Origin of the sequence: Negativicoccus succinicivorans, assembly GCF_018372215.1 — a bacterium.
Lineage (GTDB): Bacteria > Bacillota > Negativicutes > Veillonellales > Negativicoccaceae > Negativicoccus.
In genome coordinates, this window is the sequence record NZ_JAHAJN010000005.1 from 1 (window position 1) to 18,627 (window position 18,627).

Sequence of the window (18,627 nt, forward strand, 5' to 3'; positions counted from 1 at the left end):
TCATATCTCTCCGTTCGACTTGCATGTGTTAGGCACGCCGCCAGCGTTCGTCCTGAGCCAGGATCAAACTCTCCATGATAGTTTGATTGCTCATTTGTTTGCCTTGTTGCCAAGGACTTTTTGTAATTGACTCGGGTCTGATATCAGACCCGCACATTGGCGTTAATTCTTTGCATTGTTCAGTTTTCAAAGAACCGCGTCGCTTCATGCGACTTGATTATGATAGCATCTCTTTTTTCTGGTGTCAAGCCTTTTCTTCACCTTTTTTTCAAGTTCTCAGACAGGCCCTACAACCATCGAATCGTTGATGCTTGATTATCATATCACGCAAAATATACGTTGTCAAGAAACAGTCAACATTCACTCGTCGCTTTCTTACACAAAAAAGACGCCTGTACAGGCGTCTTTTTTGATTTGCCTTTAAAAGTATCGCAACCAAATATATACTTGCCCGACAAATACGGTAAAGAGCATCATCGGAAAACCGACTATAAAGTATTTTTTAAAACTCATATCGTAACCGTTTTGCGCTGCCAAGGCCGCAATAATAACCCCCGGCGAAGAACCGATAATCGTGCCGTTCCCGCCATAGCAGGCACCGATGGAAAGCGACCACCACAATACATTGGGGTCCAGTCCCATCACGTTTTCCATTTCCTTAATGATAGGAATCATGGTAGCAGTAAACGGAATGTTGTCCACAAAAGCGGACGCTATGGCGCTGATCCAGAGAATCAGCGAAGATGTCATTTCGATATCGCCCTGCGTCTGTTCTACTGCCCATTTCGCGACCCAACCGATAACGCCGGTAGCCTCAATACCACCGACAAGAACAAAGAGGCCGATAAAGAAGAAGATGGTGCTCCAATCCACACCGCTCAACGCTTCCTCCGGCGTCTCGCCTGTAAAAACCATCATGGCAATCGCGCCGGTAAGAGCGATAGTCGCCGTTTCGAATCCAATCAAATTATGAATGGCAAACCCGAACACCGTTAAAACCAGGACGGTTAGCGAAATATGGAATAACCGCCAATCGGCGATCTGTTTTTTCGGATCCAGTTTGTCTAAAAGCGATTTTTCAAAAGGTTCATGTTTAAGTTCTTTATGAAAAATAAGCAGTAAAGAAGGTACACAGAGAAGCAGCACTAATACAGCGACCGGACCGGTGTTGGTAACAAAGTCCATAAACGTTAATCCGACGGCGCTGCCGATCATGACGTTCGGCGGGTCGCCTACCATAGTTCCTGTACCGCCGATATTGGAAGCCAGAATTTCCATGATCAGAAAAGGATAGGCATTAAGACGCAAGAACTTTGTTAACGAAATAGTGATCGGCGCGATTAAGAGTACCGCTGTAACAACATCCAAGAACGCTGCCGAAATCGCTGTCAAAAATGCAAACATCAACATCAGCAGCAGCGAACGGCCTTGTGTCAATTTGACGGCCCAAATGGCGAACGCTTCGAACATCCCTGTTTTTTTAACGACAGCAACGATCATCATCATCCCGATTAAAAGACCGAGTGTATTGAAGTCTATAAAACGGGTGATCGCCATTTCCTGCGTGACAAAGCCCACCAAAATCATTGTCATGCCGCCGACCAGTGAAACAATTGTTCGCGGCCACTTCTCCGTCATGATTACAGCGTAAGTTATCACAAATATTAAGATCGACACTGTAAACGCACTAAACACTCCGCCTCAACCCCTCATGATAATATTTTATGATATTATTAAAAATATTTTCATCTAATACCATGCACGTCTTATATTGTATAATTTAACGATTGAACTGTCAACGGAAACAGGCCAATTGCCTATTATCAGTAGACAATAATTACCTATAAGTAAAAAGCCTCTGCTAAGCAGAGGCTTGATGTGGTGATCCATCCGCGACTCGAACGCGGGACACCCTGATTAAAAGTCAGGTGCTCTACCGACTGAGCTAATGGATCATACTGGCAGGGGTAGGTGGATTCGAACCACCGTGTGACGGAGTCAAAGTCCGTTGCCTTACCGCTTGGCGATACCCCTATGGGGTGAGTAGTGGGAGTCGAACCCACGCATAACGGAGCCACAATCCGCCGTGTTAACCACTTCACCATACCCACCATGCCCGAATAAATCGGAACAGTTAATAGTTTACCATCTTGTTTGGTTACTGTCAATATTTATTTAGAATCGGTCATCGGCGGTACGTCCCCTGTTGTCAGGCGGCGTACAAATTCCGGCAGCACAAATGCAGCTTTACCGACCTCTGTATTGTAGTAACGACAATGCTGCAAATTAGGAGTTCTCCATTCCGCCGCCAAAGGATCCCGCGTTTTGGCTCCCAACGTAAACGAATGGTAGCCGCTGGGATACAATGGAACCGGCGCCGTATACAAACGAGTCACCGGAAAGCTTTTCGCCACCGCCTGTTGAACATTCCCAATTAAGCGTTGATGAAAAAATGGCGATTCTGTTTGCTGCACCATGATGCCGTCTGCCTTTAAAGCCCGTGCACAAGCGGCATAAAATTCGGCAGTAAAAAGGCCTTTCCCGGGGCCAATGGGATCCGAGCAATCGACAATAATCACATCATATTCATTCTCGGCCGCTTGCACTTTGGCAATACCGTCGCCAACGGTAACGGTTAAGCGCGGGTCATCTTGCAATAAAGAGACAGCAATCTCGGGCAAATATTTTTTAGCAACGGCAATTACAGCGGGGTCAATCTCGACCATTTCCACCGACTCGACGGTAGCATGACGCAATACTTCCCGCGCTGTACCACCATCACCGCCGCCCACAATCAGGATGCGACGCGGATCCGGATGCAGGCACAAAGGAACATGGGTAATCATTTCACTATACACCCACTCATCGGCGATGGAGGTTTGAAAAATTCCGTCTAAAATCAGCATACGGCCAAATTGCATACTGTCGGCCACGACAATATGCTGAAATTCAGACTGCTCCTCATGTAAAATTTCCCGTGCCGCAAGGGATAGTTTGACGAACGGACTTTGCTCTTCTGTGACCCACGCAGTTTGCGTTGTCGCCATCTTACGCCTCCCTATCGATTTCACCTTCTGCGGAATCCAACGCCTCCTCTTCCGCCTCTTGTACTGCTTCCGGTTCCGTTTCTTCTGCATCGGTAACGGTGAAAAGTTCTTCCTCGCTATTTTCTTCCACCTCGGACACAGCTTCATAGTTTGCCATGGCTTGGGAGGGATCCGCTACCATGGTGTCCACCAACGCTAATTGTGATTCGAGCAGCGAGCGTAATTTTGCACGAAAAACGCTGATGTCGGCCATGATTTGATTATATTGCTCCTGTGCGCTGCGTAATGAGTCTGCCGTATCACGGAGCATTTGCTCTTTCTCGGTCTCCGCTTTAGCAATGATCAATTCCGCCTCTTTACGTGCATTGACTTTGACATTCTCCGCTGTTTCCTGCGCCATCATCAACGTAGACGTCATGGTCGTTTCCATCGTTTCATAATTTTTCAATTTCGTGCGCAACATATCGGTTTCTTCTTCCATCTCCCGATGTTCACGATAAATTTTCTCATAGTCGTTTACGACTTCTTCCAGAAACTGTTCGACTTCTTCCTGAGCATAGCCGCGCAGGCCTTTGGAAAAAGTTTTATTATGAATATCCATCGGTGTTAACATTTGGTTTCCTCCCGTTACTGATATCGTTCCAAACGCAAACCGGTCCGCCCCTTACGACTGATACCGGCAATCTCTGCCACGACCAAACGACCACGCCCTCGTACTGAAATAACGTCGCCCTGTGCGACAATTTGTGCAGGCCCTTTGGCCCGTTGCCAATTGACTTGTACTTTTTCCGCACTAATGGCCGCTACCATTTTGGCGCGTGACATACCATAACCGGCAGCTCCGATCGCATCAAGACGCAACGAAGCAACCGTCGTACGGACTTCTTTTACTTTTTCTATTTTGGGAACCAGGTCGGTCAGCGGAATCTCTCGCGGCGTTACATTGACCATGGCAATCTTTTGCCAGTTTTGCAGCAGATACTGCACAATCGCGCGATCAACCACCACCTGCGCGCACGTCGGCTGCATTAAAATATCGCCGAACACTTCCCGTTCCAACCCCAGCCCCATTAGTGCTCCCAGCACATCACGGTGACCAAGCAGCCGAAAACGCGGATCCCAGCTTGCTTCCACAGCACTCAGATTCCAATCTATTTTACCGGCGAATTCCGGTCGGAAGAATGCGATTTTAATACGTTCCGCGCCATGATATCCACCGTTTTCCTCAACTTCCAAGCCGGGAAAGTGCGCGCGAATCGTGGTCGCGATCTGGCCGGCATACGGACTGACAAAATCACTGACGGCAAGCGGTCGGCGCGTCCGTACCTGATCCGCCAAATCCAAAAGTCGATTGGCTAATTCTCCATTACCCGATCCGCTAAAATAGCGGCTGATCTTTTCGCGTTCATTCATGCGTCTGCGCCAACTCCCGATCACGCTCATAGCAGGCTACAACGCCCTCGATCAAAGCCGCACGCAAACCGTTTCGTTCCATCGCCTGAATACCCGCAATCGTCGTGCCGCCGGGAGAGGTTACCTGGTCCCGCAAGATCGCTGGATGGGTATTGCTCGTCAATTGCATTTTGGCAGCACCGAACAACGTCTGGGCCGCGGCTTTGATGGCCAGCTTGCGCGGCAAGCCGATTCGTACGCCTGCATCCGCCAGCGCATCCATAATGACGTAGACATACGCGGGACCCGCACCTGCCAGCGCCATCATCGCGGTTAATTCCGCTTCGCTAACGACAACCGTTTCGCCCAACGCGGCAAAAATGGATTCTACCAGTGCGACATCGTCTTTTGCTACATCGTCCGCCGGTGCGATGGAAATCATTCCCGCGGCCACATCGACCGGTGTATTCGGCATCACACGTATGACGGACAGATTCGTTGTACCCCATTCGTGAAGTTTCGCAAGCGTCGTTCCCGCGGCAATCGACACGATGACACCCTGCGATTTCGCCGCCGCAAGTTCCGACAATACTTCTTTCACCTTGTACGGCTTGACCGCGATGATAACTACATCGCAGGCCGCAAGTGTCGACCAATCCGCTTTGTTAACACCGTAGCGTTCCGCCACTTCCTGCGTTTTGACAGGAGTATGCTCCCGCACGTAAACATCATTAGTCGCGACAACTTTGCCGGCTAAAATGCCGCGCAAAATCGCGCCCCCATGGCGCCTACGCCAATAATTCCCAGTTTTGTCATTGCTGACGACTGCCCCAGGTGGGTGCTACGTCAGCGCTTAAGTTCGGAGTTGTCGTATAGGTATAGTTTTCCGTATCGACTGTCATGTTGTTCGGCACGGCGAGGAAAATGGCATTGCTGACTTGTTCGATATGACCTTCAAGTGCATAAGTAACACCGCTGACGAAGTCAATCAAACGACGGCCGATTTCATCTTCCGTTTTTTCCAAGTTGATGACTACCGGACGATACGATTTCAAATGATCGGCAATTTTTTCAGAGTCACCGAAAGTATACGGTTCTACGACAATCATCCGATACGCTTTCGACTGCTGCACCGGTGTTGCTGCTGCCGGTGTGCGATAGTTCACACGGTCGTCTTCGTATTCTTCATCATCATCCATGTATTCATCATCATACTCGTCATGATTACCCGAAACACTATCCACCATACGATTCCAACTATCTCTCCAGCCCATTGTTCTCCTCCTTATTGTTCACGGCTACCGAAAATCGCGGTGCCGACGCGAACCAGGTTCGCTCCCTCTTCAATCGCCACTTCCATGTCATTACTCATGCCCATGGAAAGGTAGCGTATATCCTCTTCACCATAACGCTGACGCAAATCATCAAACACATTATACGCGACGCGAAAGACCGGGCGCACTTCTTCCGGATTTTCCACGAGCGGTGCCATGCACATCAGCCCGCGCAAACGGATATGAGACGCCCCCTCTACCGCGGCCAATATATCTTCATATTCCGACAATTTGAGTCCGTATTTTTGCGGTTCTTCCGCAATATTGAACTGCAGCAAAATGTCCTGCACTTTATCTATTTTCTCGGCCTGCTTTTGAATCGCCTCTAAGATACGCGCCGAGTCGACGGATTCAATTAAATCAAAATATTGCACGGCTTGTGCGGCTTTGTTTCGTTGCAGATGCCCGATTAAATGCCAGGAAATCGGTGCACCGGTATATTCCGCCTGCTTTTGTACCGCTTCCTGCACACGATTTTCGCCGACAACGGTCACTCCCAAGCGAACGGCCTCTTGCACCGCGGTAACCGGATGAAACTTGGTCACGGCGACCAATTGCACATGATCGACACGTCCCGAGCGAATCCGTGCGTTACGAATCCTTTCACGCACCGCCTCCAAATTCGCGGCGATATCCGTCATCTCATCACCTTCCTCTATTTTATTCCTTACTGTTTCACTTCCTAATATATACGACTATATCACAGATTATTATAGCAACTATTGCCAACAGTGACAAAACAAAAAGAAGAAATCGTAACAATTTCCTCTTTTTTATTGTTTTGAAAACACAGGTCATATCCATCCGCAGATGTCAACTTGCATTTGGCACCAAAAAGCACTTGCGATTGCAAGTGCTTTTTGGTTAGTCGCAAAGCTGCGCCGTCTTCGCCAGCTCCGCATCAATAGTAATTCCCAACGTGTTGGCAGCCGAACGACTGATCAACGGGGCTTGCGCTGCCGGCAACTCAATGGCAAGCGTTTGCGGTTGCGCAGTTCCTTTCAGAATTTTAACCGCCATTTTACCGGCACGATAACCGATCTGATAATAATCCACGGAAAGGGCTGCCAGTGCGCCTTCCTGCACATAACTTGCGGCCGCACCGATGACCGGAATGCGGGCGGCGTTCGTCACGTTAATCAACGTCGGTAAGGCAGATGCAATGACGTTGTCCGTCGGTACGTAAATCACATCGACACGACCGCACAATGCCTGTGCGACTTGTGCCAAATCGTTGACATTGCTAACCGTTGCCTCCGTCACACTGAGCCCTTTGGCTTGCGCTGCGGTCACAAAACTTTTCGCCTGTAACTCACTGTTGATTTCGCCGGAATTATAAATGATCCCAACCCGTTTGGCAGTCGGCAATAATCGTTGCAACAATTGTACCTGCTCCGCTTCCGGTGTCCGATCACTTGTCCCGGTGACATTCGTACCCGGCGTTGCATTTGTTTTCACGAGTTTCGCCGATTCATAATCGGAAACGGCTGTCCCGACGATCGGAATCGTCGCCGTTTCGTTCGCCATTGTCTGCGCCGCCGGTGTCGAAATCGCTCCGATCAGATGCACATTTTGGCTGACAAAACGCTGCGCGATCGCTTTCAGATTGGATTGTTCGCCTTGCGCATTTTCCTGCATAATGGTAATCGCTTTAGCGGGGTACGCTTCTTGGAGCGCTGCAACGAAACCGCGATTCGCCTCATCCAGCGACGGATGTTGCGCTATTTGAACAATGCCTACGACCGGATTGTCTGTGCCTTGCACATCCGTCGTTTTGCCGAAAAATTGAGTGCCCACCGCGACTATGCCTACCACTCCCAAAATAACTGCCCAACGTTTACTGCTCCATTGCATTTTTTTCACGCTCCCTCTAAATAAAAACGTCCCTTCGCCAAGAAGGGACGACGGGACGCGGTCGCGGTACCACCCTAATTATCAAACAAAAAAGGATGGCACCCAGGGACGGAAAACTCCGCGGTACCACCCTAATTATCATTTGATCAACTCATGACGCATTAACGACCGTCACGCCGTTCCCGCCTACTTATTTCAGCGGGAAAGCTCCGGAAAGAACTTCGGCGACCAATTCGTACCGGCTTGCACCATCCGCCGGCTCTCTGTGACTCATTGATAGCGTACTTTTTTCCTTCATTGCCATTGACTTGTAAATTTTTCATATTGTAACAAACGAAATTTTATTTGTCAAATGATTTGGTAAATATTTCTTTATATTTGCCGTAACCCGCTTCATCCAGCTGCTCATACGGAATAAATCGTAATGCGGCGGAGTTAATACAATACCGCAAACCGGTCTCTGTCGGCCCATCAGGAAATACATGTCCTAAATGCCCACCGTTGCTGCGCACTTCCGTACGGGGCATGAACGGGATGCTCGTATCGCGATGTTCGCTGACCGGCGCATCGCCAAGCGTCCGATCAAAGCTCGGCCAGCCGCAGCCGGCATCAAATTTATCTTCACTCGAAAAAAGCGGCTCTCCGGTGACCACGTCTATGTACAGTCCCGGTGCTTCCTGATCCCAAAATTCATTTTGAAACGGCGGTTCGGTCGCATTTTCTTGCGTAACACGATACTGCATATCGGTCAGATGCGCCAGTTGGCTCGGCTTTTCTTTCATAGCTCCTCCAAAAAATCACGAATCGCAGGATTTTCCTTCATCGCGGTAAGCTCTGCGTCAGTCGGTAAAGTGACTTTATCTCGCTCCTGATTAACCAGGCATAAAAAGCCGAGCGCTTCGCCGCGGTTCGCGCGAAATTGATGCCATTGCCAAGCAGGAATGGTAATCAGATCACCGAATGACACCGCCTGCACTTCATCCCCCAACAGCGCCGTGCCTTTGCCCCTAAAAATCATTACCCAATGCGTGTGTTGATGGTGCTCGAGTGTGGAATATCCGCCCGGTGCCACCTCAAAGTAGCGCCACTGGCAGGGAATATCTTCGGCACCGTCAAATAATACCTGTCGGGTAACGGAGCGAAACGGACTGTTGTCTTCTTTATATACCAATTGGGAAACATCATCCCAACGGTAATCTTTATGTTTACGAATCATGGTAACCTCCGTACATATTATCGCACAGACCTTTCTTTCTGCAAAATCGAATCCATTCATGCTATAATCAAAAAAGAATGAAAGGATGATCGGATTGGAATTTTTATTGTACCTCTTGCTGGGGGCACTCGTAGCGGCATTTGGAACATTGATCGGTGCCGGCGGCGGCATTATATTTGTCCCGCTTTTTTTATTTATGTTCCCCTGGTCACCGGCAATGATCACCGGTACCTCGCTGGCGATCGTTTTTTGTAATGCGGCCTCAGGTACTGTCGCGTACATGCGGCAAAAGCGTATTCATTACGAGGCCGCTGTGCTGTTTGCCGTTTGCACCTTGCCCGGTGCGATTTTGGGTGCGATCCTCACCGATTACTTTTCGGGCGCATTATTCAAGCTCACCTTCGGCAGTTTTTTAACGCTGCTTTCGCTTTTTATTCTTTGGCAAAATCGTCGTAAAAAAGCGACTCGCGTTGAGCACACCGACACCCACTTTGCGTATTCGAAGCCGCTTGGCTGTGCCATCAGTTTCGTCGTCGGCTTCATCTCCAGTATTTTCGGGATCGGCGGCGGTGTCATTCATGTGCCGGCTATGATTTATCTGCTGGGGTTTCCGACTCATATTGCAACCGCTACCAGTCATTTTGTCCTGGCGGTTTCCGCTTTATTCGGTGTCGCAACGCACGCCGTGGCCGGACATATTCATTGGCCCCTGGCGATTGTCTTCGGCCTGGGTTCAATCGTCGGTGCGCAGATAGGTGCGCGCCTCGCCAAGCGTGTTCAAGGGCCCATCATTATTAACTTGCTGGCTCTGGCTTTACTCTTGCTGGGCTTGCGGTTAGTATTGTTAGTATGATGATATAAATCTTTACGAGAAAGGATGTAAGCAATGGAAACTTATTCACGTAAAACTCCGGTTTGGAATCGATTCAACAAAACGCAACAAAAAGAATGCCATAAATATGCGGAGGAGTACAAGAAATTTTTGGATGCGGCGCGCACGGAACGCCTGGCCAATAAAGAAATTATTCGTCAGGCAAAAGCGGCGGGGTACCGACCGCTGTCTTCTTTCAGCGAATTGCACGCGGGCGACAAAGTGTACTTGGATCACAAGGGCAAAGCTGTCATCATGGCGGTTATCGGCCGCGACGACATGCGTCAAGGTCTGAAATTGATCGGCTCTCATATCGACTCACCTCGTCTCGATTTAAAGGCGAACCCGCTCGATGAAAAAGACGGCTTGGTATTTCTCCGCACGCATTACTACGGCGGTATCAAAAAATACCAATGGGTCTGCATGCCGCTTGCTCTCGTCGGTGTGATCGCCAAAACCGACGGCAGTCTGATCAACGTGGAAATGGGTCTGGATGCGGCGGATCCGGTATTGTACATCACCGATATTTTGCCGCACCTGGGACAGACACAGGCGCAGAAAAAGCTCAACGAAGCCATCACCGGCGAGATGCTGTTACCGGTAATCGGCGGTCACGGTGAAGGCAAGAAATCCGCCAAGGAAATGGTGCTGAAAATTTTCGGCGACAAATACGGCATTACGGAAGAAGATTTCGCCAGTGCAGAGCTGGAGGTTATTCCGGCACAGGGTGCGCGCGACGTCGGCATCGATCGCGCGTTTGTCATGGCGCACGGTCAGGACGATCGCGTCTGCTCCTACGGCAATCTCGCCGCCATTCTCGCCGCGAAGCCGAGCACCAAAACGCAAGTCGCGTTATTTACCGATAAGGAAGAAATCGGATCGTATGGCAACACGGGGGTCAACTCTTCCTACGTCACCGACTTCATTATGGATTTGCTGGAATTGCAAGGTGACGGCAGCCATCGTGCCTTACGCGATACATTACGGCATACGGAAATTCTTTCCGCCGATGTCACCGCATCTTTTGATCCTACCTTTGCTGATACCATGGAGAAAAACAATTCCTCATTAACCGGCTTCGGAATCGTTTTAACTAAATATACCGGCGCGCGCGGTAAATCCGGCAGCAATGATGCCAATGCGGAATTTCTCGGCAAAGTTCGCAGCATTTTCAATGAAAATAATGTGCCTTGGCAGATTGGTGAACTCGGTAAAGTCGATCAGGGCGGCGGTGGCACCATCGCTTTGTACCTGGCAGCCTGGGGTTGCGAAGTGGTCGATTGCGGCGTGACGATGCTCAGCATGCATGCGCCGCTGGAACTCGTGGAAAAAACGGATGCCTATTGCGCTTACCTTGCGTATAAAGCATTTTTCGAGAGCAACTGAATGAAATAAAAAAGAACCTCCTCGGAGGTTCTTTTTTTATAAAAATTATTTGTCGACTGTGTCGAAAATGCCGAGCGAAAGATACCGTTCACCCGTATCCGGCAATAAAGCAACAATACGCTTGCCGGCAAATTCCGGACGCTGCGCCAAGGCCGTTGCTGCTGCCAACGCGGCACCGGAAGATACCCCGACCAGAATTCCTTCTTCACGTGCCAGTGCCTGCGTGGCCGCAATCGCGTCTTCATTCGTTACTGTGAGCACTTCATCATACACGGCTTGGTCCAAAACTTTCGGGATAAAGTTGGCGCCTATGCCCTGAATTTTGTGACTGCCGGCTTTGCCTTCCGTGAGCAACGGAGAAGTCGATGGTTCCACCGCAAAAATTTTCACATCGGCATCCTTTTCTTTCAAGAAGCGTCCGACACCTGTCACCGTGCCGCCCGTACCGACGCCGGCAACAAAAGCACCGACATGACCGTCGGTATCTTCCCAGATTTCTCGTGCGGTAGTCGCCTCATGCATCGCCGGATTCGCCGCATTTTCAAATTGTTGTGGGATGAATACGTTCCCCAATTCTTTTTTCAGCTCGTTGGCTTTATCCACCGTTCCCTGCATTCCCTGCGCGCCCGGTGTCAATACAATCTCAGCGCCGTACGCCTGAGCCAGTTGGCGACGTTCGACGCTCATCGTTTCCGGCATAACCAAAATCACACGGTAGCCTTTGACGGCGCCGGCAAACGCTAAGCCGACGCCCGTATTACCGCTCGTGGGTTCCACAATGGTCATCCCCGGAACAAGCGAACCGTCTTTTTCCGCTTCGTCAATCATCGCCAGCGCCACGCGGTCTTTTACCGATCCGGCCGGATTTTGTCGTTCCAATTTTACGACAATCTGCGCCGCAAGATTACGTTTAGCCGACCATTTTTTCAATTCTACCAAAGGAGTTTTGCCCACAAGATCTAAAATCGATGTAGCAATTTTCATTCTAAAACCTCTTCCCATCTATGTCATTGTACAGATAATGTACTATTCCGTTTTTTGTAAATACACAAAGCCGCCGCCCAGCATGGTTTCTTTCGCCCATTCCGCCGGCGCAAAACTTTTTTTGATGCCTTCGTCATAAACATCGGCAATGGTGGGCGACCGATCGGTATCCAAACGCACAATCGGCACCCAATGCCACGAATCAATCGTCTCTTGGTTACCGCGATGGCGGTTCAAAAAAGCAACCGGTGAATCACAGTCCAAGCCTGCCTTGATAAAATTCAATACTTCTTCGCTCGAAGGACGAAAACGAGGGACTACCGACACCGTGAGCATCCGGGCATGATAATTTTGCATTCCCGCTTCCCGAAAAAACATTTCCAAACCGTCACGTAACCAACGCGTTTTAAAAAGTCCGCCTTGGCGCGGTGTCACATAATCCCAAATCCGATTCATTTGCGTTAACACCGCATTCGTAGTCTGCAAATCCTTCCAAATGCCATCCCGATGCAAACAGTACGCCGCTAAATATGTCGCGGTGGTCGGACCGCAACCGGCGCGTTGGCGCCATTCATCCTGATACCAATCTTGTGAATACCCGTACCAAATCCGACCATTGATTTTAAAATCGAGCTGGTCGGGTTTTTGTAACGAATATATGGACATCTGTTTTCCTTCTTACTCTTCCACGATCCGGATTGATTCCATCCGGTCGCCCTGTAAAATCGAATCTACAGTATCCATACCGTCCGTTACCTGACCAAACACGGTGTGCACGCCGTTCAAGTGCGGCTGCGGTTCAAAGCAAATGAAGAATTGGCTGCCACCCGTATCTTTGCCGCGATGCGCCATCGATACGGCCCCGCGCGTATGCTTATGGGGGTTATTTTCGGTTTCACAAGGAATGGTGTAGCCCGGACCGCCGGTACCGTTACCGTTCGGACACCCCGTCTGGGCGACGAAACCCGGAATCACACGATGAAAAATCAAACCGTCATAAAATCCCTCGCCGGCCAGTTTCGCAAAATTTTTCACCGTGCCCGGCGCTTCTTTCGGGAATAACTCAATCGTAATTTCCGCTTTATTTTCAAGAGTAATAATAGCTTTCATAGCAACTCCTCTTCTTTCTGTGCAATGGCACGAATCACGAGCCCCGCCAGTATCATTCCGCCCACCGGCGGCACAAAGGAAACGGAGCCCGGAACCTGTTCCGCTCCTTCGGGATACTGCGGCGCAATCGGTTTCTCTTTAGAATATACGCAGGTCAATTTTGCTACGCCTGCCTGTTTTAATTCCCGACGCATTACGCGTGCCAGGCGGCACACGGAGGTGGCATAAATATCCGCCACTTCAATTTGCTCGGGATGTAATTTATTACCTAAGCCCATCGCCGCAACGATAGGTATATGTAATGCTTGCGCTTCGCGGGCAAGGCCCACTTTCGCCGTCACTGTATCGATCGCATCGATTACATAATCAACATGCAATGTTGCCAGATACGATTCCTCCCGGGGCAAGTAAAACTCTTCACGAACTTCTACTTGACACGCCGGATTGATATCTTTGACACGTGCCGCCATCACCTGCGCTTTTGATGCCCCCAGTGTCGACACTAAAGCCGGTAATTGTCGGTTGCGATTGCTGGCCGTGACGCGGTCGGGATCAATCAACACCAAGCGACCGATGCCGGCCCGCGCCAGTGCTTCCACCGCATAGGAACCGACACCCCCGATGCCGAACACAGCCACCGCGGCGCGGGCCAACCGATCGACGCCGTCAGTCCCCAGTAAGTATGAAGTGCGTTGTGTAAATTCTTCCATCAGTCTTTCGCCGGCACGATTTCCAGCCAATAGTGGTCCGGATCTTCGATAAAATAAATACCCATTTTAGGATTCTCATAGCAGATACAGCCCATCGCTTTATGCTTGGCATGAGCGGCTTCATAATCTTCTGTCACGAACGCCAAATGGAATTCGTTGTCGCCCAAGTTGTACGGTTCTTTCCGGTCGCGTAACCAAGTAAGCTCCAGCTTATGGTCCGTCTGATGATCTCCCAAATAGACGATGATAAAGCTGTCCTCCTCCGCTGTTTTACGGCGAACTTCGGTAAGTCCCAGCGCTTCTTCATAAAAGGCAAGACTTTTTTCCAAGTCGAAAACATTTAAGTTATTATGGTCAAATCGAAACGACATCGACATCGCTCCTTTGCTGAAATCGTTATTCGAACATTTTCGATATACTTATTGTAACAAAATTTCTTATACTCTGCAATTATCCTAACACCCAATGGGCTCGACTGCCTGTTTCCGTCTTTTCGATTTCCAAACGCGTATCAATACGCTGACGCAATTCTTCCACATGACTGATAATGCCGACAAGTCGACCTCCCTCACGTAAATCCGTCAAAATACGAATCGCTTCGTTTAACGCGTCCGCATCCAATGTCCCGAAACCTTCATCGACAAACACGGTATCCAAACGCAATCCCCCGGCATAGGCCTGCGCCGTATCGGCAAGCCCTAACGCAAGCGCGAGCGATGCTTGAAAAGTTTCACCACCCGAAAGTGTATTGGCGGGCCGGCGATCTCCGGTCCAAAAATCGTTGACTTCTAAATCCAAACCCGCCGCGCGACGTTGATCGGTCGCCGCTTGTGCACGCACAAGCTGGTACCGTCGGTGACTCATTTTTTCCAAGCGTACGTTGGCGGCCATGATGACATCGTCAAGCAACGTCTGTAAAACATAACGCTGAAAACTCAAGCGACCCTGTTCACCGGTCACGCTGCTGCCATTCGCCAATTCGGATAAACGTCCCACGACAGCCTGTTTCTGATCGAGTTTCGCAAATGTCTGCGCGTAGTTCTTCATTTTTTGCGCGGCGTCCGCCAATCGCTTGGCTTTTATGCCGAGCATCGTCGTCCGCTCCACCGCCGCTTTATGTTCCTTTTCGGCTTGGCTGACGGCCGCCATAACTTTTTCCAAGTCGGGCGTCGTCATGCCGTCCAGTTCTTTTTTTATTTCCTCCAAACGGGTTTGGTTAGCGATGCAATCCGCTTGATATTTTTGAATTTCTTGCTGACGTTCGGTAATGGAGGGTCCCTGCGCAATCGCCTCGGCCAACAGCGTCATATCGGTAAAGCCCGATGCTTTGGCGCGCTCGAGCAATCCGTCGCGTTTCGTTTTATAGTTATGACGGCATTCTTCCAATAGCCTTGTCACTTTTTCGTATTCTTGACGAAGATCCTGCTCCTTTTTTTGAACCTCTTTCGCCTTTGACGAAAATGCCTTTTCGCGCCGTTCGTAGTTTTCTATTTTCTCTCGCAACTGCACAACTTGCGCTTTCACCGACTCCGCATTTGTGAACTGTGGCGGAATCTGTCGTTGCGCTTCCTCAAGTTTGGTCGTTACCACCGTTCCCGCCGATTCGATTTTCGCAAGTTCTTCATTGATTTTTTGCAGTGTTTCGTTCGCTTTTTTCTCCTGCTCCTGTTGCGCGGTCAACTGCACTTTAACACGTTCAAATTCCGCTTGCGCAGCCGTTGCCTCTTGATGCTTCGCCTGCAGTTCGGTCTCCTGCTCTATAAGTTGTGTATCGGTAAGCGATGCCAACAAAGCATCCGCCGCGTTCAACTCCTGTGCCAACAGGGATTCACGTTCCGTCAGCTGGCTCAAAAGCTGTTGCGTTGCCGCTAATTTTTCCTGCGCCAGCTTTTCTTCTTCCTGCGCATCTTGCCACGTTGCTTCATCCGGCATTTCCTCATCGGTCACCGCCGGTTGCGGATGATGCAGAGATCCGCATACCGGGCAGGGAGTGCCCGCCGTAAGTTCCGCGCCTAACCATGCCGCCCAGTTTTTTTCACGCAGATCGGCCAAGTGTTCCCGCTTTTTAACAACGTTTTGCAAAGCGGTTTGCTGCAAAGCAAGCGTGTTTTTCAGGGTTTCAATATCCCCTCTGACCGCGTCATGGTCTTGCTGACGTTTCCGATACGCTTGGTATTCCTTTTGCCGTCGTTTATGCGACGCCAATTTTTCTTCCCAAATCGGCTCTTTCTCTGCCAACTCACGAAGCGCATTCCCTTGCTCGGAAAGATCCGTGATGGCTTTCGCGATCCGTTCCGCTTCCGCCTGCGCCGCTTTTTGCCGCGCTTCCGCCGCAGCGTGTTTCTTTTGATTCTCTTCTTCTTGCCGTGTCAATTGCGCTACTTCATCAAACCAACCGATGACTCTCGTTAACCGCTCTTGTTCCAGTTTATATTCACTTTGCGCAGAACGTTCCGCATCTAAAAATTCTTCCTCTTTTGCCCAGTAAAGAGTCTCCTCTTGCAGTTGTTTTAATTCCGGTTCCCACTCGCTTTGCTGCTTACGATATCGGGATCCCTTCGTTTGTTCATCGGTGAGCGCCTGCATGCTGTCGGCCATTGTTGTTGCCTTTTGCCAACGCTCCAGTTCTGCGGCCTTTTCTTGCATCATTTCGGACTCGTCGGCAAGCTTTTTCTGCACAGCGAGCGCGATTTTTTCTTTGCTTTTAAGGTCTTGCCATGTCTGCGCTGCTTGCGCCGACTGCTGTGCTTCTTGGCGAGCTTTTGCCAAAACGAGCTCCGCGTCTTTCGCTTCGTTCCATTCCGCTTGGGTTATTTGTATGGCAGATTGCAATTCTTCTTCCGTGGTAACATTTTCCGCCCCCAAATCGCGTTCCCGATCGCGCTTCGCCTCTTCAAAAGATGACGCGAGCGCCTGAGCGCGCTCTTTCAATAACGACGCTACGCGGGCGGCGATTTCCGTCGCAAAAAGTTTGGCCAAAATCTGCTCTCGTTCCGCCGAGCTCGCCAATAAAAGTTGACGAAAATTCCCCTGCGGCAAAAGCACGACCTGACGGAACTGATCGACATCAAAACCGATCAGGTCCAAAATTTTGCCTTGCACATTGCGATCGCCCATCGATTCCAATTCCTTGCCGTCACCTGCGATCTTGACAAATTCCACTTTGGCGGGGCGCTCCGTTGTTCCCGTCCCCCGTTGTTTGCTCAGGCGTTGCGCCGGCTCACGCACGACACGATAGCAGGTATCGCCAAGCGCAAAATCAAGTTCCACCCGTGTCGGTAACGATGTCGGTGCGTACGCACTGCGCATATTACGCGCGTCACGTTCGCTGCTGGTTTTGCCGTAAAGCGCAAAACAAATCGCGTCGAAAATCGTCGTCTTGCCCGCACCGGTCGGTCCGTGCACCAAAAAGAACTGCCGCTCACCGAGGCGCGTAAAATCAATTGTTTGCGCCGCCACATAGGGGCCGAACGCCTGCATCATCAAACGTAACGGTCTCATGACTCCGCCTCCTGCCACACTTCGGCCATAACCTGCGCCTCGGTTTCATCGAGCGGCCGACCGCCGACATCCTCGATAAATTGCGCAAACATATCCGTATAGGTTAACCGACGAATGTCCGCTGTGGTGCGTTCCCCCTGCTGCGCTTTGAGGCCGATCGGTTCCAGGGCCAGCACGTTCGGAAATTTTTCGCGCAGCCGGCTCATCGCGGCCAGCACCGGCGCTTCATCCGTCAGTCGTAATAGCAAGTAATCATCACTCGACGGCGTAAGGTCGCCCATAAGTTCCTGAAACGCGCCCGTGATGATGCGCAAATCACGACGCTTGCGCAAGGTGACACTCTCCCGCCGCACCGCTCCCGCCGCATCAATCTCGACCAAATCAACGCTTTTCTGCTGTTCCGCTTCGTTGAAGGAGTATTTTAACAAAGAGCCGCTGTAACGCAATTTACCCTCCGCCATAGTTTGCGGTCGATGTAAATGTCCGAGCATCGTGTAGTGAAAGTGTTGGAATGCATCCGTTCCTACCTGTGACGATCCGCCGACGGAAAGCGGCCGTTCCGAATCCGACGGACTGCCGCCGGCCACAAAGGCATGCGCCACGGCAATACGCCGGGCCGATGACGGTACCTGCTGCAACAGACGCTCTGCCTGCACGCGGAATAAGCTGTCATAATCACGCACCTGCGGTTCATCGTATTTGATTCGTATCGTAGCCGGATCGGCAAACGCAAACGGGCAAAAATACACCGGTCCCGCCGCATCATGAAGCACAAGCGGCGCGGTATCGGCTTCGGCCATGCCGTAAATATAGACACCGCTTTCGCGCAAAAGCCGCGACCCGTACGACAAGCGATCGGTGCTGTCGTGATTACCGCTGATCGCAATCAAAGGAATATCGGCGTAGCTTAATTCCGTAACCATATCATCCCATAAATGCACGGCATCCGTAGGCGGCACTGCGCGGTCATAGATATCGCCCGCCACCACCACAGCGTCCGGTCGGTAGTCACGCACCAATGCGCTGAAATCTTGCAGCGTGTACGCCTGATCTTCCGTCAAGTAACGTTCATAAAAAATTCGTCCTAAATGCCAATCGGCCGTATGAATAATGCGCATAGCAGCTCCTTTAATGTGTTTTTTTTATTATATCATCGAGGCTCTTTTACCGATGCGTGGGAATGATGAATAACTTATGATTTACTAAAATACGATTATAAAAA

At 50.3% G+C, this 18,627-nt stretch carries 19 protein-coding genes, 3 tRNA genes, 1 rRNA gene and 1 other annotated feature; of the genes, 2 read left to right on the forward strand and 21 right to left on the reverse strand.

Annotated features, from left to right (window positions below; genetic code table 11):
- The 14 genes from KIB08_RS03645 to KIB08_RS03710 all read right to left on the reverse strand — a co-directional run.
- Nucleotides 1-79, reverse strand: a 16S ribosomal RNA gene (locus KIB08_RS03645); the annotation flags it as partial.
- Nucleotides 80-420: 341 nt separating this feature from the next.
- On the reverse strand, nt 421-1,695 hold the full coding sequence (locus KIB08_RS03650) for an ArsB/NhaD family transporter (RefSeq protein WP_303989761.1): 1,275 nt from the start codon (nt 1,693-1,695) through the stop codon (nt 421-423).
- A gap of 184 nt (nt 1,696-1,879) precedes the next feature.
- Nucleotides 1,880-1,955 (reverse strand) — tRNA-Lys (locus tag KIB08_RS03655).
- Nucleotides 1,956-1,959: 4 nt separating this feature from the next.
- A tRNA-Gln gene (locus KIB08_RS03660) sits at nt 1,960-2,034 on the reverse strand.
- A 1-nt stretch (nt 2,035) separates the two neighbouring features.
- Nucleotides 2,036-2,111: transfer RNA gene (locus KIB08_RS03665), tRNA-His, on the reverse strand.
- Nucleotides 2,112-2,171: 60 nt separating this feature from the next.
- Nucleotides 2,172-3,047, reverse strand: a complete 876-nt coding sequence (speE, locus tag KIB08_RS03670) for a polyamine aminopropyltransferase (protein ID WP_303989764.1) — start codon at nt 3,045-3,047, stop codon at nt 2,172-2,174.
- Nucleotide 3,048: 1 nt separating this feature from the next.
- Nucleotides 3,049-3,660, reverse strand: coding sequence for a DivIVA domain-containing protein (locus KIB08_RS03675; protein WP_303989767.1), 612 nt, complete (start codon nt 3,658-3,660; stop codon nt 3,049-3,051).
- A 14-nt stretch (nt 3,661-3,674) separates the two neighbouring features.
- Nucleotides 3,675-4,460: an RNA-binding protein gene (locus KIB08_RS03680; RefSeq protein ID WP_303989770.1), complete on the reverse strand. Its 786-nt coding sequence runs from the start codon at nt 4,458-4,460 to the stop codon at nt 3,675-3,677.
- A complete protein-coding gene (gene proC / locus KIB08_RS03685) occupies nt 4,453-5,208 on the reverse strand; it encodes a pyrroline-5-carboxylate reductase (protein WP_303989772.1) in 756 nt (251 codons plus the stop codon). The genes KIB08_RS03680 and proC overlap by 8 nt, the downstream gene beginning before the upstream one ends.
- A 43-nt stretch (nt 5,209-5,251) precedes the next feature.
- Complete coding sequence (locus KIB08_RS03690; RefSeq protein WP_024049194.1) at nt 5,252-5,713, reverse strand: cell division protein SepF; 462 nt, start codon at nt 5,711-5,713, stop codon at nt 5,252-5,254.
- Between the two features lie 11 nt (nt 5,714-5,724).
- Complete coding sequence (locus KIB08_RS03695) at nt 5,725-6,414, reverse strand: YggS family pyridoxal phosphate-dependent enzyme (protein ID WP_024049193.1); 690 nt, start codon at nt 6,412-6,414, stop codon at nt 5,725-5,727.
- 223 nt (nt 6,415-6,637) lie between these two features.
- The gene (locus KIB08_RS03700; protein WP_303989777.1) at nt 6,638-7,627 is read right to left on the reverse strand and encodes an ABC transporter substrate-binding protein; all 990 of its coding nucleotides are present in this window, start codon (nt 7,625-7,627) and stop codon (nt 6,638-6,640) included.
- Between the two features lie 40 nt (nt 7,628-7,667).
- Nucleotides 7,668-7,934, reverse strand: a binding site (T-box leader).
- A gap of 34 nt (nt 7,935-7,968) precedes the next feature.
- Nucleotides 7,969-8,409: a peptide-methionine (R)-S-oxide reductase MsrB gene (gene msrB, locus KIB08_RS03705; protein ID WP_303989779.1), complete on the reverse strand. Its 441-nt coding sequence runs from the start codon at nt 8,407-8,409 to the stop codon at nt 7,969-7,971.
- Nucleotides 8,406-8,843: a cupin domain-containing protein gene (locus KIB08_RS03710; RefSeq protein ID WP_024049190.1), complete on the reverse strand. Its 438-nt coding sequence runs from the start codon at nt 8,841-8,843 to the stop codon at nt 8,406-8,408. The genes msrB and KIB08_RS03710 overlap by 4 nt, the downstream gene beginning before the upstream one ends.
- A gap of 85 nt (nt 8,844-8,928) precedes the next feature.
- On the opposite strand from KIB08_RS03710, the gene KIB08_RS03715 reads away from it, so the two are divergent.
- Both KIB08_RS03715 and KIB08_RS03720 read left to right on the forward strand, forming a co-directional pair.
- A complete protein-coding gene (locus KIB08_RS03715) occupies nt 8,929-9,696 on the forward strand; it encodes a sulfite exporter TauE/SafE family protein (protein WP_184327572.1) in 768 nt (255 codons plus the stop codon).
- Between the two features lie 33 nt (nt 9,697-9,729).
- Entirely contained in the window at nt 9,730-11,100 is a 1,371-nt protein-coding gene (locus tag KIB08_RS03720) for an aminopeptidase (protein WP_303989784.1), read from the forward strand.
- A 45-nt stretch (nt 11,101-11,145) separates the two neighbouring features.
- Here KIB08_RS03720 and cysK read toward each other — a convergent pair whose 3' ends face one another.
- The 7 genes from cysK to KIB08_RS03755 form a co-directional block, all read right to left on the reverse strand.
- Nucleotides 11,146-12,084, reverse strand: a complete 939-nt coding sequence (gene cysK / locus KIB08_RS03725) for a cysteine synthase A (protein WP_303989788.1) — start codon at nt 12,082-12,084, stop codon at nt 11,146-11,148.
- 42 nt (nt 12,085-12,126) lie between these two features.
- A complete protein-coding gene (locus tag KIB08_RS03730; protein WP_303989791.1) occupies nt 12,127-12,750 on the reverse strand; it encodes a hypothetical protein in 624 nt (207 codons plus the stop codon).
- A gap of 12 nt (nt 12,751-12,762) precedes the next feature.
- The gene (locus KIB08_RS03735; RefSeq protein WP_303989794.1) at nt 12,763-13,194 is read right to left on the reverse strand and encodes a peptidylprolyl isomerase; all 432 of its coding nucleotides are present in this window, start codon (nt 13,192-13,194) and stop codon (nt 12,763-12,765) included.
- Nucleotides 13,191-13,904 carry a tRNA threonylcarbamoyladenosine dehydratase gene (locus KIB08_RS03740; RefSeq protein WP_303989797.1) on the reverse strand — a complete coding sequence of 238 codons (714 nt, stop codon included), beginning with the start codon at nt 13,902-13,904 and terminating at the stop codon, nt 13,191-13,193. Before KIB08_RS03740 ends, KIB08_RS03735 begins: the two co-directional genes overlap by 4 nt.
- A complete protein-coding gene (locus KIB08_RS03745; protein WP_303989800.1) occupies nt 13,904-14,275 on the reverse strand; it encodes a VOC family protein in 372 nt (123 codons plus the stop codon). The genes KIB08_RS03740 and KIB08_RS03745 overlap by 1 nt, the downstream gene beginning before the upstream one ends.
- 79 nt (nt 14,276-14,354) lie before the next feature.
- Nucleotides 14,355-17,405: an SbcC/MukB-like Walker B domain-containing protein gene (locus KIB08_RS03750; protein ID WP_303989803.1), complete on the reverse strand. Its 3,051-nt coding sequence runs from the start codon at nt 17,403-17,405 to the stop codon at nt 14,355-14,357.
- Nucleotides 17,402-18,523 carry an exonuclease SbcCD subunit D gene (locus KIB08_RS03755; protein ID WP_303989805.1) on the reverse strand — a complete coding sequence of 374 codons (1,122 nt, stop codon included), beginning with the start codon at nt 18,521-18,523 and terminating at the stop codon, nt 17,402-17,404. The genes KIB08_RS03750 and KIB08_RS03755 overlap by 4 nt, the downstream gene beginning before the upstream one ends.
- Nucleotides 18,524-18,627: the final 104 nt, after the last annotated feature.

Bases quoted from the DNA above. Each gene is read 5' to 3' on its own strand.
- cysK (WP_303989788.1), bottom strand. From the start codon at position 12,084: ATGAAAATTGCTACATCGATTTTAGATCTTGTGGGCAAAACTCCTTTG.
- KIB08_RS03715 (WP_184327572.1), top strand. From the start codon at position 8,929: ATGATCGGATTGGAATTTTTATTGTACCTCTTGCTGGGGGCACTCGTA.
- KIB08_RS03720 (WP_303989784.1), top strand. From the start codon at position 9,730: ATGGAAACTTATTCACGTAAAACTCCGGTTTGGAATCGATTCAACAAA.
- KIB08_RS03700 (WP_303989777.1), bottom strand. From the start codon at position 7,627: ATGCAATGGAGCAGTAAACGTTGGGCAGTTATTTTGGGAGTGGTAGGC.
- KIB08_RS03695 (WP_024049193.1), bottom strand. From the start codon at position 6,414: ATGACGGATATCGCCGCGAATTTGGAGGCGGTGCGTGAAAGGATTCGT.
- KIB08_RS03745 (WP_303989800.1), bottom strand. From the start codon at position 14,275: ATGTCGTTTCGATTTGACCATAATAACTTAAATGTTTTCGACTTGGAA.
- KIB08_RS03690 (WP_024049194.1), bottom strand. From the start codon at position 5,713: ATGGGCTGGAGAGATAGTTGGAATCGTATGGTGGATAGTGTTTCGGGT.
- KIB08_RS03750 (WP_303989803.1), bottom strand. From the start codon at position 17,405: ATGAGACCGTTACGTTTGATGATGCAGGCGTTCGGCCCCTATGTGGCG.
- KIB08_RS03755 (WP_303989805.1), bottom strand. From the start codon at position 18,523: ATGCGCATTATTCATACGGCCGATTGGCATTTAGGACGAATTTTTTAT.
- msrB (WP_303989779.1), bottom strand. From the start codon at position 8,409: ATGAAAGAAAAGCCGAGCCAACTGGCGCATCTGACCGATATGCAGTAT.
- KIB08_RS03675 (WP_303989767.1), bottom strand. From the start codon at position 3,660: ATGTTAACACCGATGGATATTCATAATAAAACTTTTTCCAAAGGCCTG.
- KIB08_RS03680 (WP_303989770.1), bottom strand. From the start codon at position 4,460: ATGAATGAACGCGAAAAGATCAGCCGCTATTTTAGCGGATCGGGTAAT.
- KIB08_RS03730 (WP_303989791.1), bottom strand. From the start codon at position 12,750: ATGTCCATATATTCGTTACAAAAACCCGACCAGCTCGATTTTAAAATC.
- KIB08_RS03740 (WP_303989797.1), bottom strand. From the start codon at position 13,904: ATGGAAGAATTTACACAACGCACTTCATACTTACTGGGGACTGACGGC.
- KIB08_RS03710 (WP_024049190.1), bottom strand. From the start codon at position 8,843: ATGATTCGTAAACATAAAGATTACCGTTGGGATGATGTTTCCCAATTG.
- KIB08_RS03735 (WP_303989794.1), bottom strand. From the start codon at position 13,194: ATGAAAGCTATTATTACTCTTGAAAATAAAGCGGAAATTACGATTGAG.
- speE (WP_303989764.1), bottom strand. From the start codon at position 3,047: ATGGCGACAACGCAAACTGCGTGGGTCACAGAAGAGCAAAGTCCGTTC.